Genomic DNA, 13,010 nt, shown 5'->3' with positions numbered 1-13,010 from the left:
ATAAATTCGACATCGCGCTGAGCACACTGCAAGAGTGAAGATAGAAGGTATTGCTATGCTAGATGGTAAGCAGATTTTGGTTGTCGAAGACAACGAAGAACTACAAGGTATTTTGGCCGATTTTCTTGAGGTAAAAGGCGCAGAGCCTGATTTTGCTGAAAACGGTGAGCTCGGGCTATCGTTAGCATTAGAGAACGAGTTCGATGCCATCATTTTGGATGTGATGTTGCCGAAAAAAGATGGCATGCAGGTGGCGAAAGAACTGCGTGCTAACGGCTGCACAACTCCAATTTTGATGTTAACCGCGCTTAATGGTCAGCAAGATTTACTGACTGGTTTTGAGTCCGGTGTGGATGATTTTGTGAGTAAACCTTTTCAGTTTCCTGAACTCGAAGCAAGATTGATTGCCTTAATCAACCGTTATCGCGGCCAAGTTGCTCAAACCCACTTAACATACGGTCAACTTGAGATAGATGAGAAAACCCATCAAGTGCGACGTGATGGTCATCTATTAGTATGCACGCCAGTTATGTACCAAATTTTAGTGACTTTAGTGAAAGCGCAGGGAGATGTTGTGACAAGGGAAACCTTAATCCAACAGCTTTGGGGAGATGACGCACCAGACAAAGATGTGCTTCGTAGCCATATTTATTTGCTCCGCAATATTCTTGATAAGCCATTTGAAAAAGCGATGCTTAAAACTGTGCCTAAATTCGGCTTTCGTTTGGAGAAGTAATGGCACTTTTTGACAAGTTGTTTAAGCACCGAACTGGCAATTCAATTCAAGACGTTAAAGTACGTCTACTCACCACGTTTTCTTTTATTGCACTGTCTACTTCGTTCATTGTCTTTTTCTCCTTTGCGTTGAGCTTAGTTCTTCACGAGGATGACCAAATTCAGCAACACTTGGTTTCGTTTGAGCAAATTGGCGTTAAGCATTATTCGTTATCTCAAGAAGATACAACCGAATTAAGTAAGCATGTGATGGCTTACTACAGCCATGACGCCCTACCCGCCAATCTACGTGAAAATGGCCCGTATCCACTGGGAGAGGTGACTCGTATTCGTTCGTACTACCTTGAGGGTTTTATGGTCTACCGCACCGAGTTTGAGTATCAAGGTAAAACCGTTCCAATGTACTTAACCATCGGTGCGCGTGCGATTGAATTTGGGGATGACAATTGGGATGTGTTGCTTGGTGTCTCAATGCTGTTGATGGTGTTCCTCATTGTTGTGCTGCGTTTTTCACTTAAGCGTGTATTTGAAGGGTTGATGTCACCTATTTCAGAGCTTTCTCAGCAGTTGCAAACTAAGCAAGAGGGTCAGTTTAAAGTTAATGAGCGCGCCATCGATGAAATACAACAGATGACGCAGCATCTCAATCAGTATGCACAAATGAAAGAGCGGCTTGGTAAGCAAGAGTTGATGTTTGCTAAGTACGCAAGCCATGAACTCAAAACCCCAATTGCGGTGGTGTTAGGCGCAGCGGAACTGCAAGCAATGAAGCCTGATGAAGCCTTTCAAACCAAGCAGCGAAAGCGCATTCTTACCGCGGCCCAAGGCATGCAAAATACCATGGAAGTTTTGCTGAGTATTGTTAAACAAGAGAATGTCAGCCAAGTAAACCAAGAGTACCCAGTGGCACATTTTCAGTTGGATGTGGAATCGTATCGCGGTTCAAATCACTCTAATGTGCCAATCGACGTGGTGATAGAAGAGGGAGCTCATGTTAACTTCCCTCGGGTTGTCTTAGAGATGATTTTGAAGAATCTGGTCTCTAATGCGTTACGATTTACTGAGCATGGAAAGATTGAAGTCATCATCGGCAGTCAAGGCGTGACGGTGTTAGATACTGGTACGGGTTATAACCCAGAAAATGGCACAGAGCATGGCTTAGGTTTGTTGATCGTTCAACGCTTATGTGCGAGTTATGGCTGGCAATTTAAGATAGGAGACAACCCGAATCAGCAGGGTTGCCTCGCTCAGTTATCTCGCTAATCGCTTTTCTGTTAAAGGCTCATTAAGCTTTCGATAGATTCTTCGACTGAGAGATCATGGTAGTTACGAATGCGTTTGCCATCGGTCGTATCGATAAGAATGGAATCAATACTGGATGTACCATGTGAATCAATAATAGCCAATGATTGGTCGACACTTTTGCAGACCATAGTGGAGTGATCGTTTAACACGATTGTGCATGAGTGGAAATTCATAGCCAACATCCTATCCGTAGTTTATTTGACGTTTTGTTTGGGAACACCCTGTTCCTCTTGTTATTTAACAACCGTAGTGCAGACAAGGTGAATATGCAACACGGGAAATGTCATCGAATATCTAACTGATTGAATCTTCGTTATTGAGTTCCGAAAATGGCTACTAGAAAATGAGTATCGCGCTACACTATGTTTCAATACTCATGTTTCATTACTTATGTGTGGTTAGTTACCTGCCATTTGTGGTGGCAAATTCGAAGTGGTTAGTATGGAACTCTCTCAACAGCAATGCCAAATTGCGCGCGAAGCGCGAGATGCAAGATTTGATGGTCGATTTTTCGTTGCAGTGAAAACGACGAAGATTTTCTGTCGTCCGATTTGCCCAGCGAACTTACCAAAAGAAGAAAACGTCGAATATTTTCAAGATGTCGCGTTAGCTCTGCAAGCGGGTTATCGACCGTGTTTGCGTTGCCGCCCAGATAGCGCGCCCAATTCGTGGGCTTGGCGAGGCGTTGATACCACGTTTGAAAGAGCGCTTAAACTGATAGAGCAGGGTGAACTAAGCCAAAATAACATGGCAGAATTTGCCGAGCGCTTAGGCATTACTGATCGTTACTTACGCCAGTTATTTCAGACACGGATTGGGATGTCACCAAAGCAATATGCCTTGTATCACCAACTGATGTTTGCCAAACAGTTATTGCATAACAGTAATATGCCAGTGGCCGATATTGGCTTTGCTAGTGGCTTTAATAGTACACGCCGCTTTAATGATGCCTTTCAAAAGATGCTGCAATTGACGCCTAGTCAAATCAGAAAAACAGGCATCAAGCAGGGTATTAGCCAGCACATCGAGTTAAGTTTTAAAGGTCACTTTGATTGGAAACATATGCTTGATTTTTATCGCCTCAGAGCCATTGATGGCTTAGAAACCGTGACCGATGAAAGCTATGCCAGACATTTTAAAATGGGTCAACATGGAGGTTGGTTCCGATTAAGCCAAGTTCAGGGCAAACACGTGTTTAAACTGGAATTTGAGCTAGAAGAAGTCACTCAGTTAAAACGTTTGGTCAATCAAATAAGGCGCATGTTTGACCTTGATGCGGATATCGACGTAATCGAAAAGCACCTTAGCCAAGTTGAGCCTAGATTAGTGCGCCAATCTGGGATTCGTATTCCCGGAGTGTGGAGTACGTGGGAGGCGGGCGTTCGAGCCATATTAGGTCAGCAAGTATCTATTAAAGCGGCAATTAATCAGCTCAATTTGTTGGTCACAACATTACAACCGCAAGGTGTCACTCATTTTCCAACCCCAGATGAAGTGGCGGGGGCGGATTTGAGTTTTTTGAGAATGCCTCAGAGCCGAAAAGAAACCTTGGCGCGTTTTGCCAGCTTAATGGTAGAGCAACCTGGTGCTGATTTTGAACAGTGGTTAGCGCTGAAAGGCATAGGTCCATGGACAGTCAATTACGCTGCATTGCGCGGTTTATCTGATCCAAATTGCTTTTTAACCGGTGACTTGATCGTGAAAAAAGCCCTCGAACAATTTCCTCGCCTTACTAAAGAATCTGTTTCACCTTATGGCAGTTATGCCACGTTTCACTGTTGGAGCCACGCTTAATGAATGTATACACCTATTTAGACACGCCGCTTGGCAGAATGACGTTGCAAGCCAATCAGGATGGCTTATTGGGCGCTTGGTTTACCACTCAAACCACTCAGCCTGATGACCTGGGCGAGCGTGATGATGAACAGCCAGTTTTGCAAAAGGCTTGTGTTCAATTAAGCGAATACTTTGCGGGAATTCGAGATCAGTTTGATCTGCCTTTAGCTGCTACTGGAACGGGTTTTCAACAGCAAGTTTGGCAAGCCTTAACTACCATTCCTTTTGGAGAAACATGGAGTTATCAACAGCTAGCGGATGCAATTGGAAATCCTAAAGCGGTGCGCGCCGTTGGGTTAGCCAATGGCAAAAACCCGATATCGATTATAGTGCCATGCCATCGCGTGATTGGTAAAAGTGGCAAGCTAACGGGCTATGCGGGTGGGGTTGAGCGTAAGGCCGCATTGCTCAAGCTTGAAGGGATTGGATAATCCCCTCCCGTTAAACTGAAAACAATCAGATACTTTTAGCGCGTTTGGCCACTTTTTCCAGCCAATTGTCTCGTTGCTCCTTCGTAGAGTTAATCACTGGTCCAAAGTAGGTGGCCTTGGTGTTTTTTATACCTGAAAAGTCCAAGATAGAGGTTTTGAGCTGTTTGTAGATGGCGTTACCTTTAACGTACTTATACCAAAATGGTGGGTTATCAAGGGTGAAGATCAGTTCCGACGTTCGTCCAGTGAGGAGCTTTTGTGGAAAGGCTTTTCCCTCAACGTACTTGAAGGCAAATTCAGGTAAGAAAGTGCGGTCGATAGCACCTTTAAATTTCGCTGGAATCGTGCCCCACCAAACAGGGCTGATAATCACAATATGTTCGGCCCATTGAATCTTATCCTGAAATTCGACAAGGTCGGGTTCAAGCGCGACTTTTTCGCTATACCCCATGGTTAAATCTATTTGAAACTGCATATCAGCGAGGTTGAGCTGCTGGACTTCATGGCTGTTTGATGCCATGGCGACATATTGATCGCTAATAGACTGACAAAAGCTGGTGGATTTAGGGTTGGCGTTGATAACGAGCACTTTTCTCATGATTTTTCTATCCATGTAATCGAAAAATGCAGTGTAAACTCTCACCTATGGGTTAGAGTCAAGCCCTTGAACACATTGATTTATTGAAACGCGATACTCTTCCATACGCGCCTTTTGCGCTTGAAGCGTTTTAATTTCTACTTCAATCGACGCTTGTTTATCGAGCAAAAAATCACTGACGCGCTGCCAATCAAAATCTTCTTGTTCGTTTTTCAACGCCACCAGTTCAGAGAGGCGAATACCTAATGACTGAGCCTCTTTAATGATTTTGATGAGGTTGATATTGGTGTGGCTGTAAACGCGATATTTGCCCGATCTTTCGACTTCCAGTAAGCCTAGAGATTCGTATAGTCTGATGGCGCGCTGAGTTGCCCCAGATTTTTGCGACGCTTCCTTGATGAACATTGACCTTCCTTATTCGTATGTTCATTAGATGGGATATGGCTTAAGCTTATGCCATGAGTTTCGCTATGTTACCGATTTCTCTAAAGTTAGGCTATTGAAGAACAACATGATGCATTGATGGTGGGACCGACAGCGCGCATAAGAAAGGGCCTTAAAATGGCCCTTTCAGTCGTGCTTGAGTTAAGATTGTTTCGCTTGGCTTAAGCGGTTGAACACAAATCGCCAAATAAACAACACGAAACCAATATAAGCGAGGCCAACCCCAAGCGCTTGCCAATGTAGGCCGTTGTACATCGCAATAGGCATCAGTGAGATGATGAAGATATCGGTAATGGAGCCCGGTACGTAAGCAATGGCGTAATCGTCGAGCACTTTACTGCGCATCTTAGGATCAACAATACGCAGCAGGGCGATACCCATGGCAACTGTGCCCGTTAGCCAGCCCCAAGAGAAGATTCCTTTTTCAAACCAATCATCGCCAATCACGCGTGGTGCCACCCAGAAAATGAGCCAAAGCGTGAAGGAAACACCACCAATCGCTAGGATCACCATAGGCATTAGGTATTGTGCTAACACGGTAATTTTAATCGCTGAAATACCAAAAATGATCAGGTAATCGGTACTGATGCCCGCAGCATGCTTAAACGCACCGTCACATAGATAACGAGAAGCTTTGGTTTGCTTGGCGATGATGCGTACTAACATGCCTGCTAAAAAGCCAGTCACAAAAGTTGGGATGCTGACTTTGTCGTGGAATGATGACAAGAAGTTAGCCGACAGGTAAGCAAATGCGGTGACTACGATAACCAACGCGCCATGAATCGCGAAAGAGTCGACCGACAATGAAGACATGGTGTCTTTCATTACTGGCTGCTGATCGCCCGGCTTAACCAAGCCTTTGCGTTGATGGTCATCCATGCTGGCGAATGTGGTGAAGGTGTCAATCCAGCCCATCTTTAATGCGACTTGAAGCATTAACATGCCAACAGAAATTGAGATAAAAATGCCTACGGTGGCAAAGGTTAGGCCAAGGGTAAAGCCATCTTCCCAGCCTAGAGAGGTAAAGATTTCACCCACAACAGATGCAGATCCATGGCCGCCCATAAAACCCGCTGACATGGTAATGCCAAAGCCCGGGTTGATGTCTGGCCAAAATAGGGTAGTGAGCAATAGGCCGAACATGCCCGCGAATAGCCATTGCGAAACTGACGCAATTTGGTTGAACGCCCACAGTGAGCCTGCGCGTTGGGCGACCGTTCGCGGAGAAGGTAAATCGGTCGCAAGGCCAAGCGCTGAAAACAGTGCAGCGGTAAGTAAACTTGCGTTGGCGGTAAAGGTTTCTGTCCATGGTAGAACATCGAAAACCGCGGGGCCGAGTAACAGCCCAAATAGGCCTGCTAATACAGCAGATGGTACGTACATGCGCTGCAATAAAGAAAGGTGTACACGAAGAATTTTCGCAGCGATAAGTAGAAAGCCTGCAATGGCGAGATCAGTCAGCATTAGACCCTGTGGCATTTATCCTCCAGTCTGGCGTTGGTGCCAAGTGTCGCGTCCGTTACAACTGAATATGTCCATATTAATTCAGAATTGATTCTGAATCTTGGCGTGAATTGACTCCAATAGTCATCATCACTGATGAGTGATGGTTTATGGAACTGAGCATTAAAAGTGGCGAAAACAATGAATCATGCAGATAAAAGCAAGTAAGTTTCGCGAATTATATTGAGTATTTGCTCAAGGAAAGGGCGCTATCCTAGAGATTTTGGTTTGAGAATGCAAACCGATAAACAAAACAGGTCGCCAACTTGCCTATCAACTGCTGTTAATCAAACCTCACTCGTACTGTTATGCCTCTCCTCCCAACGTGATCATAAAGCGCGGTATAGTAATTTAGAGTTTTAGTTTCCCCTTATAAGAGCGTGTGGATGGGTTCGTTATCGCGCATTGGTATGGAGTGTCAGTATGTATCAGCTTTTCTATTACCCAAATAATGCGAGTTTAGCGCCGCATTTGATTTTACGCTTTGTTCAAGCTGAATATGAATTGGTGTTGATTGATAAGAAGTTGAATAGACACAAAACACCTGAGTATTTGAAGTTAAATCCAGCGGGGCGTATTCCCACGTTGATTGACAACGACCAAGCGATATTTGAAAGCCCGGCGATATGCATTCATCTGTGCGAACAGTTTCCAAATAGTAGCTTGATTCCCCCTATAGGCAGTAAGCAACGTCCGCTGTTCTTTCAGTGGCTCACGTATTTAAACAACACGCTACAAACCCAATTGATGGTACGCTATTACCCAGAGCGAAATATTACCGATCAACTAGCCATTCCCGCTCTTATTCAAGCGCAAGATGTGCGCATCGCCGAATCATTAGCAGTGATTGATGAGCAGCTCGTTGGTAACACTTATTTATTGGGCGAGCAGTTGACGGCGTGTGACTTCTTTTTGTTCATGTTAGCTGGGTGGTGCTTGCCTGTAGAAAAATCACCATTACACTTTAAGCACTTATCTCGTTACTTAGCCAATTTGGCTTCGCACCCGACGATCGTTGAGGTGGCAGAGATAGAAGCTATTGATTTAACGCCATTCAAACAGTGAGGCCATGATGGAACCAAGAATCAGCATAATTACTTTGGGCGTTAAAGACCTCAAAGCGTCTTATGAGTTTTATACCAAGTTGGGTTTTCCCACGTCGTACTCGCCAGAAGAAGGTATTGTCTTCTTTAAAACAGGAGGCGTGTGTTTAGCCTTGTACCCAATGAACGCATTAGCCCGTGATGTCTCGCCAAAATATGTCGGTCATCGAGAAGGTTTTAGCGGTATTACCCTCGCCCACAATACGCGTAGTAAACAAGAGGTTGACCAAGTATTGGCTGCGGCGGTAGAAGCGGGCGGTCTACTAGAGAAACCGGCTCAAGATGTCTTTTGGGGAGGCTATAGTGGTTATTTTTCTGACCTCGATGGGCACTTGTGGGAGATTGCCTACGGAGATTGTTGGGATTTTAGAGAAGATGGCAGCTTAGTGATCGAGTAGTCAGCCAATTCCGATTGAAACCAATCAAATAAAAGCCAAGTGTTTAGGGGGGAACCGCTGTGACACTTGGCTTTGTTCATTATTGTGCGCTAGTTGTTTGGTCTTAACTCAGTGACTTTGGCTTCTAGCGCATCAATGGTGAATGAAATAGCCTCTAAGCCTAATTTTGCCAACTGCTTTTCTGCTTTAGAAAGGTGGGTATAGGCGATCAATACCTCCGATTCATCGAGAAGTTCCCGGTGAATAAGCAGCTCTTTATAGGTGAGAAATCGGTGCTGAGATACCTTTAATCGAGCAATTAATTGCTCGAGGTTACCGTTCGAAGCCTGTTCAAATTGTGCAATCAATTGATTAAACAAATTTTGCATTTCGCAAAGTGAGCTTTCGCAAATTGCATCAGTATTTTTATTGTCTCTTTCCATGATTTATAAAGTTCTTGATAAATAATAAATTTATACGGGAGGTCATTCTCATACTGGTTGCATTTGCGGTAAATACAGGCTGGTTAACATGGTCTAGTTATTGCTGAATTAAGGACAATATTGTCCATCTACGGGGGAGGGGAGTATGGTTGATCCGATAGTTCAGGCCATTATTAATCGGAGAAAAAGTGCAGGGTTAAGCCGAGTTGATATCGCCAATATTGCGGGAATGAGCTTAAAAACCTACCAAAGAATAGAGCGCGGAGAGTCGGATATGAAAATCTCCCAATATCGCTCTATTATTCGGGCAATGAAAATGACAGATTTAGATATCGCGCTCGATATTCGCGACACGCAGCAAGTGACCGCTGAAGATGTGACTGCTGCAAGTCGATTACTAAACCAAGAGGCACAGGCGATGCTGGTTAAGTTTTTGTTTTTGGTCGCTAACAAAGATAAATAACCGTTTTCTAAATAGGTTGTGCTCTAAAGTCGTTGCGTTTTAAAAGTGAATGGCGAATAGTAGGCTGAATAAAAAACAACCACCTCAAGGTGGTGATAGTAGACAGCCTAATGTTCAGGAGGAACGCAATGCAATACCCGATTAATGTCTCATGCCAATGTGGTCAAGTAAGCTACACATTGAAAGCGCCACCGAAAATGGTCGCCGCTTGTCACTGTAAAGAATGCCAAAAACTCGCGACAGCACCTTTTAGTGTGACAGCAATGGTTGCCGAGCAAGATATTGAATTTACAGGGGAGCTTGCAGAGTGGGGTCGCATGTCAGACAGCGGAAATCGCAATCACGCTAAGTTTTGTACAGGTTGTGGTAATCGTATTTACCACTTTAATCCAGATGACCCCAGCATGCTCAAACTAAAGCTTAAGCCTGTAGACGCCGACCCTGAAGGAATCTTTGAACCAACAGTGCACGTTTGGGTGAAAGAAAAAGTCTCTTGGTATCAGATACCTGAGAATGTAAAAGTATTTGAAGCTCAGCCTTAGATAGTTGCAAATAAAAATGGCGGAATCGAATGATTCCGCCATTTTTATTTACAATCGTTGTTTTTACTACTCGCTTTTTGGTTTGGGTAAAAAGCTCACGTCGACATGGTATAAGGTAGTATCTTGCATATCTATCAGCACTTGAATTTGGTCAGATTTGAGATGCTCAACAGGATTAACCCAAATATTGTCACTCAGAAACTGTAGGTGTAATCCTGTCGTGGGATTTTTCCATTCTGCTTGAATTTGATATGGGTTCTTACCGTTAACAGACACACGATCATTGACCATTACATATTTTATGGTCGCGTTAATAGTAGTGCCATGAAGCTTAAGATGAGCTGCTCTTCGTTTACTCTTAGAAGAGAAATACAGCATCACAGCACCAATTGAAAAGAATACTAACCCAATGCCAAATAGGATTGAGCTTCCTCCCCAAAGAGAAAAGAAGCCTTTGATCTCAGCTTGGTTCGGGGATGCGTGTGGATAGATGACTGTGATTTGCTCGCCCACTTCGTGCATGGGGGGATTCGCGCCATATCCGCCAACAAAGCGAATGTCCTTACCTTGTTTGGTTTCAAAAGTAATGACAGGTAAGTAAACACCGTTACCTTGAGAGGTCGTGCCTGAATAGGTCAAATCGACCACTGTCCCCTCCGCTAGGCTAGATTGGCTAATATAGTCAGCAGTGTGTTTAAACCAAAATCCGGCCACAGTTAATGCAGTTAAACCAATTGTGAGAAAGAAAAACTTAACAGCGGGTGGTGTTTTCATAATGAATGTTTCTAGGGTTAAAGATGGCAAGTTATGGGCGTATTCTCGTTACTTTGTTATTTTCTGGCTAGAGGAAAGGCTTGTATATGGGCAGTGGAGTTGGCTTGATGTGATATGCAGCCCAACTCTTAGGCCATGGGGAATGGCGATAAGAAAGAAAAACGCCAATCAAGCGTAACCTGATTGGCGTTTGAGTAGGGTCATAATGTTAGTTAGATCTTAAAGCGATCTAGCTCTGTGTGAAGCTCTGAGGCGTTGTCTGATAGCTCATGGCTAATATCAACAGAGGCTGTCATGCTATCCATCACATCGACCGCTGTGTCATTGATGATCACTACGTTACGGTTGATCTCTTCAGCCACTAGGCTCTGCTCTTCCGCTGCGGATGCAATTTGGTTGTTCATATCGTTAATCACATCGATCGCTTGGTTGATCTCAGCCAATGCGATTTGCGCGGCTTGCGTTTCATCTTTGGTATCGCTCGCTTGCTGCTGACTTTGCTGCATTAATACGACGATCGATTGTGTGTCTTGCTCTAGACGCGCCAACATAGTGCGAATCTCTTCAGTCGATGTTTGCGTGCGGTTAGCAAGATTACGTACTTCATCAGCCACAACCGCAAAGCCTCGGCCCGCTTCACCGGCGCGTGCTGCTTCAATTGCTGCGTTCAATGCAAGTAAGTTAGTTTGCTCTGCAATACCACCAATTTCAGACAGGATACCTTGGATGCCTGCACTGGATTCGGCCAAGTTGAGAGTTTGCTCTTGGGCATGGTTAACCTGCTGAGCTAGGTCATCAACCGCGCTTGCAGCATTATCCATACGTGACATACCGTTCACGCTATTGGTTTGTACTTGGCTAGCGGCAGTCGCTGCTTGTACTGCCGAGTTAGCCACTTCTTGCGCCGCCGCAGTCATCTCGTTGATCGCGGTTGCAAGTGAGTTTACCTCGTTAAGCTGGCTGTTGAGTTTCTCTTTTGACTCATTTGCACTTGCTTGACCTTTAGTGGCACTCGAATCGACTTGTACCGCCGTTTGCTTTGCCGTTGCGATCATCTCCTGCATACGCGCTAAGAATGAGTTGAACCAATGAGCCAGTTGTGCGGTTTCATCTTTACCTTTCACGTCGATGCGATACGTTAAATCACCTTCGCCCTGCGCTACGTCTTTAAAGCGCTCAACCAAGTTAACCAATACCTTACCTAGAGAGTTGGCGATCAGCGTCATAACAATGATACCGACGATCATTGCGGCTAGGCCTGAGTACACACCTTGCTGAATTGCTTGGCTGTTCATCTCTTCTTCCCAAGTAATGAACTGAGAGATGCTCTCTTTTAGTACTGAGGTAGGTACAGACACAATCACGATCCAAGGTGCACCAGAGGTATCGACCGACGTCATGGCGTATTCACGGCCGTTGACGGTAACTAGACCAATATCACTTTGCGTCGCTAGAGATTGAACTTTAGACCACTGAGAAAATAGATCCGCAGGCACTTTTTTACCTACGCTATCGGCTTTATCGCTGTTGGCTAAGGTTGCACCTTGCCAAGATGAAATGATGATAGAACCTTCACCATCGAATAGATCGCGAGCCAATGTTTCAGCTTGGCCTTGCAGTTCGTTAAGGGCTAAATCTAAACCCAGTGAGCCAATGATTTTACCGTTGACTACGATAGGTTGGCTGATGGTTGTGATCAGCTCTTGCTTACCACGAACTGGGTACATGTAGGGCTCCATCACGAAGGTTTCGCCCGTTTCAAATGGCATTAAGTGCCAGTCGTCTTTGCGTTCGCCACTTGAGTTCAGTTCAGTATTAGAAAAGCTCTCCATTGCCACTGCATCAAAACCGCCTTGAGCATTTGGCGAGAAAAATGGCGACAGGTAGCCTTGGCTGTTGATCGCTTCAGAGGCATTGGCTTCGCTTTCAGGCAGCCATGTTTTCTCTTCCCACACCATGTAGCCAGCGAATACCGCTTCATCTTGTGCTTTTAATGACGCGATGAACTGCTTCACTAATAGATCTGCACCTAGGCCATCTGCTGCACTTTGCTCGATAATAGAGCGCAGTTGATCGAGGTTCGCGGTAACCGGAAACAGTTGGTTCGCGATACTTTTGCCTTGCTCTGATGCCATAGAGAGTAGGTTAGATTGGGTTGCATCAGTCAGCTGGTCAGAAACCTTAGCTGCGATTTGTTGGTTTACGTTAGTAAACGCGTTGGTTGTGATGACCATTGCGATCAGCAAAGTGAAAGCCATTGCTGCACCAGCGCTCACCGCAATACGTGTTCGAATAGTATTAAACATTGCTTAATGAACCTTTCTAAAACGTCTTAGTTTGGGGTTTTTATTAAAATCGACCCATTATATCGAGGATAAATGAATACAATATGCTGTTAAGTAATTGATTATGAATGGTCGATGTTAAGTTGTTAATGGCTGAGATGGTTCGCCTGA

16 protein-coding genes are annotated in these 13,010 nt (G+C 44.7%); 9 read left to right on the top strand and 7 right to left on the bottom strand.

Going from position 1 to position 13,010, the window contains the following annotated elements; genetic code table 11:
- Nucleotides 1-55 precede the first annotated feature (55 nt).
- Together OH461_RS11395 and OH461_RS11390 are read left to right on the top strand one after the other, a co-directional pair.
- Nucleotides 56-736 (top strand): response regulator transcription factor, encoded by a 681-nt coding sequence (locus OH461_RS11395; protein ID WP_270020738.1) that lies wholly within the window; start codon nucleotides 56-58, stop codon nucleotides 734-736.
- Nucleotides 736-1,998: a sensor histidine kinase gene (locus OH461_RS11390; RefSeq protein ID WP_270020737.1), complete on the top strand. Its 1,263-nt coding sequence runs from the start codon at nucleotides 736-738 to the stop codon at nucleotides 1,996-1,998. Before OH461_RS11395 ends, OH461_RS11390 begins: the two co-directional genes overlap by 1 nt.
- Nucleotides 1,999-2,009: 11 nt before the next feature.
- On the opposite strand, the gene OH461_RS11385 is transcribed toward OH461_RS11390, so the two are convergent.
- Entirely contained in the window at nucleotides 2,010-2,213 is a 204-nt protein-coding gene (locus OH461_RS11385) for a hypothetical protein (protein ID WP_270020736.1), read from the bottom strand.
- Between the two features lie 268 nt (nucleotides 2,214-2,481).
- Between OH461_RS11385 and OH461_RS11380 the strand changes: the two genes are divergently transcribed.
- Both OH461_RS11380 and OH461_RS11375 read left to right on the top strand, forming a co-directional pair.
- Nucleotides 2,482-3,834, top strand: a complete 1,353-nt coding sequence (locus tag OH461_RS11380) for a DNA-3-methyladenine glycosylase 2 family protein (protein WP_270020735.1) — start codon at nucleotides 2,482-2,484, stop codon at nucleotides 3,832-3,834.
- A complete protein-coding gene (locus OH461_RS11375; protein ID WP_270020734.1) occupies nucleotides 3,834-4,307 on the top strand; it encodes a methylated-DNA--[protein]-cysteine S-methyltransferase in 474 nt (157 codons plus the stop codon). The genes OH461_RS11380 and OH461_RS11375 overlap by 1 nt, the downstream gene beginning before the upstream one ends.
- A 25-nt stretch (nucleotides 4,308-4,332) precedes the next feature.
- On the opposite strand, the gene OH461_RS11370 is transcribed toward OH461_RS11375, so the two are convergent.
- The 3 genes from OH461_RS11370 to OH461_RS11360 form a co-directional block, all read right to left on the bottom strand.
- A complete protein-coding gene (locus OH461_RS11370) occupies nucleotides 4,333-4,905 on the bottom strand; it encodes an NAD(P)H-dependent oxidoreductase (RefSeq protein ID WP_270020733.1) in 573 nt (190 codons plus the stop codon).
- 45 nt (nucleotides 4,906-4,950) lie between these two features.
- Nucleotides 4,951-5,310, bottom strand: a complete 360-nt coding sequence (locus OH461_RS11365; protein ID WP_270020732.1) for a MerR family transcriptional regulator — start codon at nucleotides 5,308-5,310, stop codon at nucleotides 4,951-4,953.
- Nucleotides 5,311-5,490: 180 nt separating this feature from the next.
- Nucleotides 5,491-6,828 carry a sodium/glutamate symporter gene (locus OH461_RS11360; protein WP_270020731.1) on the bottom strand — a complete coding sequence of 446 codons (1,338 nt, stop codon included), beginning with the start codon at nucleotides 6,826-6,828 and terminating at the stop codon, nucleotides 5,491-5,493.
- 447 nt (nucleotides 6,829-7,275) lie between these two features.
- On the opposite strand from OH461_RS11360, the gene OH461_RS11355 reads away from it, so the two are divergent.
- Together OH461_RS11355 and OH461_RS11350 are read left to right on the top strand one after the other, a co-directional pair.
- Nucleotides 7,276-7,917, top strand: coding sequence for a glutathione S-transferase family protein (locus tag OH461_RS11355; protein ID WP_270020730.1), 642 nt, complete (start codon nucleotides 7,276-7,278; stop codon nucleotides 7,915-7,917).
- A gap of 7 nt (nucleotides 7,918-7,924) precedes the next feature.
- The gene (locus OH461_RS11350) at nucleotides 7,925-8,353 is read left to right on the top strand and encodes a VOC family protein (RefSeq protein WP_270020831.1); all 429 of its coding nucleotides are present in this window, start codon (nucleotides 7,925-7,927) and stop codon (nucleotides 8,351-8,353) included.
- An 89-nt stretch (nucleotides 8,354-8,442) separates the two neighbouring features.
- Here OH461_RS11350 and OH461_RS11345 read toward each other — a convergent pair whose 3' ends face one another.
- Nucleotides 8,443-8,721, bottom strand: a complete 279-nt coding sequence (locus tag OH461_RS11345; RefSeq protein ID WP_270020729.1) for a hypothetical protein — start codon at nucleotides 8,719-8,721, stop codon at nucleotides 8,443-8,445.
- 199 nt (nucleotides 8,722-8,920) lie between these two features.
- On the opposite strand from OH461_RS11345, the gene OH461_RS11340 reads away from it, so the two are divergent.
- Together OH461_RS11340 and OH461_RS11335 are read left to right on the top strand one after the other, a co-directional pair.
- A complete protein-coding gene (locus OH461_RS11340; RefSeq protein WP_270020728.1) occupies nucleotides 8,921-9,238 on the top strand; it encodes a helix-turn-helix domain-containing protein in 318 nt (105 codons plus the stop codon).
- 128 nt (nucleotides 9,239-9,366) lie between these two features.
- The gene (locus tag OH461_RS11335) at nucleotides 9,367-9,780 is read left to right on the top strand and encodes a GFA family protein (protein ID WP_270020727.1); all 414 of its coding nucleotides are present in this window, start codon (nucleotides 9,367-9,369) and stop codon (nucleotides 9,778-9,780) included.
- Between the two features lie 66 nt (nucleotides 9,781-9,846).
- Here OH461_RS11335 and OH461_RS11330 read toward each other — a convergent pair whose 3' ends face one another.
- Complete coding sequence (locus OH461_RS11330) at nucleotides 9,847-10,554, bottom strand: DUF3592 domain-containing protein (protein WP_270020726.1); 708 nt, start codon at nucleotides 10,552-10,554, stop codon at nucleotides 9,847-9,849.
- 1 nt (nucleotide 10,555) lies between these two features.
- Here OH461_RS11330 and OH461_RS11325 point away from each other — a divergent pair, with 1 nt between their 5' ends.
- Complete coding sequence (locus OH461_RS11325; RefSeq protein WP_270020725.1) at nucleotides 10,556-10,732, top strand: hypothetical protein; 177 nt, start codon at nucleotides 10,556-10,558, stop codon at nucleotides 10,730-10,732.
- A gap of 34 nt (nucleotides 10,733-10,766) precedes the next feature.
- Here OH461_RS11325 and OH461_RS11320 read toward each other — a convergent pair whose 3' ends face one another.
- The gene (locus OH461_RS11320) at nucleotides 10,767-12,860 is read right to left on the bottom strand and encodes a methyl-accepting chemotaxis protein (protein WP_270020724.1); all 2,094 of its coding nucleotides are present in this window, start codon (nucleotides 12,858-12,860) and stop codon (nucleotides 10,767-10,769) included.
- Between the last annotated feature and the right edge of the window lie 150 nt (nucleotides 12,861-13,010).

Origin of the sequence: Vibrio sp. LaRot3 (genome assembly GCF_027587025.1) — a bacterium.
Classification (GTDB): Bacteria; Pseudomonadota; Gammaproteobacteria; order Enterobacterales; family Vibrionaceae; genus Vibrio.
The sequence above is the reverse complement of the archived record's forward strand: the minus strand, read 5'-3'. Positions and strand labels throughout refer to the sequence as shown.

What these genes read in the sequence shown, in the direction of transcription:
- OH461_RS11395 (WP_270020738.1), top strand. Translation starts at nt 56, where the DNA reads ATGCTAGATGGTAAGCAGATTTTGGTTGTCGAAGACAACGAAGAACTA.
- OH461_RS11390 (WP_270020737.1), top strand. Translation starts at nt 736, where the DNA reads ATGGCACTTTTTGACAAGTTGTTTAAGCACCGAACTGGCAATTCAATT.
- OH461_RS11385 (WP_270020736.1), bottom strand. Translation starts at nt 2,213, where the DNA reads ATGAATTTCCACTCATGCACAATCGTGTTAAACGATCACTCCACTATG.
- OH461_RS11380 (WP_270020735.1), top strand. Translation starts at nt 2,482, where the DNA reads ATGGAACTCTCTCAACAGCAATGCCAAATTGCGCGCGAAGCGCGAGAT.
- OH461_RS11375 (WP_270020734.1), top strand. Translation starts at nt 3,834, where the DNA reads ATGAATGTATACACCTATTTAGACACGCCGCTTGGCAGAATGACGTTG.
- OH461_RS11370 (WP_270020733.1), bottom strand. Translation starts at nt 4,905, where the DNA reads ATGAGAAAAGTGCTCGTTATCAACGCCAACCCTAAATCCACCAGCTTT.
- OH461_RS11365 (WP_270020732.1), bottom strand. Translation starts at nt 5,310, where the DNA reads ATGTTCATCAAGGAAGCGTCGCAAAAATCTGGGGCAACTCAGCGCGCC.
- OH461_RS11360 (WP_270020731.1), bottom strand. Translation starts at nt 6,828, where the DNA reads ATGCCACAGGGTCTAATGCTGACTGATCTCGCCATTGCAGGCTTTCTA.
- OH461_RS11355 (WP_270020730.1), top strand. Translation starts at nt 7,276, where the DNA reads ATGTATCAGCTTTTCTATTACCCAAATAATGCGAGTTTAGCGCCGCAT.
- OH461_RS11350 (WP_270020831.1), top strand. Translation starts at nt 7,925, where the DNA reads ATGGAACCAAGAATCAGCATAATTACTTTGGGCGTTAAAGACCTCAAA.
- OH461_RS11345 (WP_270020729.1), bottom strand. Translation starts at nt 8,721, where the DNA reads ATGCAAAATTTGTTTAATCAATTGATTGCACAATTTGAACAGGCTTCG.
- OH461_RS11340 (WP_270020728.1), top strand. Translation starts at nt 8,921, where the DNA reads ATGGTTGATCCGATAGTTCAGGCCATTATTAATCGGAGAAAAAGTGCA.
- OH461_RS11335 (WP_270020727.1), top strand. Translation starts at nt 9,367, where the DNA reads ATGCAATACCCGATTAATGTCTCATGCCAATGTGGTCAAGTAAGCTAC.
- OH461_RS11330 (WP_270020726.1), bottom strand. Translation starts at nt 10,554, where the DNA reads ATGAAAACACCACCCGCTGTTAAGTTTTTCTTTCTCACAATTGGTTTA.
- OH461_RS11325 (WP_270020725.1), top strand. Translation starts at nt 10,556, where the DNA reads ATGAATGTTTCTAGGGTTAAAGATGGCAAGTTATGGGCGTATTCTCGT.
- OH461_RS11320 (WP_270020724.1), bottom strand. Translation starts at nt 12,860, where the DNA reads ATGTTTAATACTATTCGAACACGTATTGCGGTGAGCGCTGGTGCAGCA.